The sequence below is a fragment of the Microbacterium hominis NBRC 15708 genome (genome assembly GCF_001592125.1).
In the GTDB taxonomy this organism is placed as follows: domain Bacteria; phylum Actinomycetota; class Actinomycetes; order Actinomycetales; family Microbacteriaceae; genus Microbacterium; species Microbacterium hominis.
In genome coordinates this window covers 1-2409 of record NZ_BCWI01000043.1, presented here as the reverse complement: position 1 = coordinate 2409, position 2409 = coordinate 1, and the positions used below count along the sequence as shown (strand labels likewise).

Genomic DNA, 2409 nt, shown 5'->3' with positions numbered 1-2409 from the left:
CCCGGATGCTTGGAGCTCGGCGACCTTCTGCGACTTGTCCTCGGGCAGCACCTCGGCGATCACGGTGTCGATGCCCAGCAGGGCGGCGATCCGTTCCGCGGTGGGTTGGTTGTCGCCGGTGAGCATCGCGACCTCGACACCCTGCTCGTGCAGGGCGTCGATCGCGGTCTTCGCGCTCTCCCGGGGCGCGTCGGCGAGGGCGATGACGCCGGCGATCTGCCCGTCGACGGCGAACAGGATCGCGGTGCGCCCTGAGCCGGCCAGTTCCCGCTGGGACGCTTCGACGGGGGTGATGTCGATGTGCTCGGCGGCCATCAGGCGGGTGTTGCCGAGGACGACCCGCTTGCCGTCGACGGTCGCGACGGCGCCCTGTCCGGTTATGTTGCGGAACGCGGTGGCGGTGCGGCGCGGGATGTCGCGGGCATCGGCGTACGCGACGATCGCCTCGGCGAGCGGATGCTCCGACTCCCGTTCCGCCGCCGCGGCCAGGCTGAGCAGCTCGAGGTCGTTCCCGCCGGAGGTGAGGTAGTCGGTGACCTCCGGCTCCCCTTTGGTGAGGGTGCCGGTCTTGTCGAACACGACCGTGTCGATGCGGGCGGCGGTCTCGATCCCGGACGCGTTCTTGAACAGCACCCCTCGTTTGGCGCCGAGACCGGTGCCGACCATGATCGCGGTCGGGGTCGCCAATCCGAGGGCGTCGGGGCAGGTGATGACCACGACGGTGATCGCGAACAGGATCGCCATCGGCACCTCGGCGCCCGCGAGCAGCCAGATCAGGAAGGTCAGCGTGCCGCCGATCAAGGCGACTAGCACCAGCCAGAAAGCGGCACGGTCGGCGAGCCGCTGCCCAGGGGCCTTGGAGTTCTGCGCCTCCTGGACGAGCTTCACGATCTGCGCGAGCGCGGTGTCCGCTCCGACCTTGGTCGCGGTCACCCGGAGGGTGCCGACGGTGTTCACGGTCGCGCCGATCACCTCCGACTCGGGTGTCTTGTCGACCGGCATGGACTCGCCGGTGACCATCGACTCGTCCACCTCGGACTCGCCGGACTCCACCACGCCATCGGTGGGGATCTTCGCCCCCGGTCGGACCAGCATCAGATCCCCCGGGACGACGTCGGACGTGGGGATCTCCACCTCCTGCCCGTCGCGAATCACGACCGCCTGGGAGGGCGCGAGCTCCAGGAGGGTGCGGATGGCGTCGTTCGCGCCGCCGCGGGCGCGCATCTCCACCCAGTGCCCCAGCAGCACGAAGGTGGCGAGGACGGTGGCGGCTTCGTAGAACACCTCGCCGCCGCCGGTGAGGGTGATGAACAGGCTGTACAGCCAGCCGGCGCCGACCCCGACCGAGACGAGCACCATCATGTCCAGCGTTCGGGCCCGCAGTGCCCGGTAGGCGCCGTCGAAGAAGATCCACGCCGAGTAGAAGATCACCGGCAGCGAAAGGATCAGCATGAACACGTCATCGCGCAGCCCGAACGGCGCCGGCACCTCGAACCCGATCACGTCCCGGCCGATCGGCGACCACAGGGTGATCGGGATCGACAGGATCAGCGCGACCAGGAACCGGTTACGCATGTCGCGGATCATCGCGTCCATAGACATGCCGCCGTGGTGCCCACCGTGGCCCATCATCTCCTGCGCGGAATGCGCGGCCGCCTGACCGCCGTCATGGCCGGCGGCCGGCGCCGGGGTATGACCGGCGTGCTCAGCCGCATCGGCGGGCGCCGGATGAGCGTGCCCAGCGTGCTCGGCGTGACCTGCGTGGTCTTCGGCATCCTTGTGCCCGGTGGGCGCGCCGTGGTCGGCGGGAGTGTCATGGTCGACGTGGCCCTCGTGCCCGGCATGCCCCTCTTGCCCGGCGTGGGCGCCGTGGTCATGAGGTTCGTGGGTGGGATCGCAGATGTGGTCGGGGACGGACTGGCCGGCGCAGTGGTAGCCGCACTCGATCACCCATTGCTGCAGGTGGGCGACCGAGGTGGACTCGGGGTCGTAGGTGACGGTCGCGGTCTGCGAGACGGGGTTCGCGTCGACGCTGATCACGCCGGGCTGTCGGCCCAGGTGGGCTTCGGTGACGTTCTTGGAGGTCGCGCGGATCATGCCGCCCACCTGCAGGGTCACGGTGTTCGTGTCGTTCATCACAGTTCCTTCCCGATAGCGGGGTCGGTGGAGCGGGGACCGGTCTTGGGGTGGGGCCATTGCCAGTCGGTCACGGCGGGGATGTCGGTGCCGTGCTGGCGGGTGTGGGCGCGGGCGCGCAGGCGGGCGTCCTGCAGCTCCTGCCGGAGACCGGCGTGGCCGGCGGCGAGGCCCGGGACGTGGTCGAGGACGTCGATGACGAGCCGGTACCGGTCGAGGTCGTTGAGCATGACCATGTCGAACGGGGTCGTGGTGGTGCCGCGCTCCATGAAT

At 69.8% G+C, this 2409-nt stretch carries 2 protein-coding genes; both read right to left on the bottom strand.

What is annotated here, in order from left to right; translation table 11 throughout:
- Nucleotides 1-2136, bottom strand: a 2136-nt coding sequence (locus MHO01S_RS16110; RefSeq protein ID WP_061782600.1) for a heavy metal translocating P-type ATPase, incomplete at its 3' end; no start/stop codon positions are given.
- Nucleotides 2136-2409 (bottom strand): phosphoketolase family protein (locus tag MHO01S_RS16105; protein WP_503826003.1); only part of this gene is annotated, 274 nt, incomplete at its 5' end. The genes MHO01S_RS16105 and MHO01S_RS16110, both read right to left, overlap by 1 nt.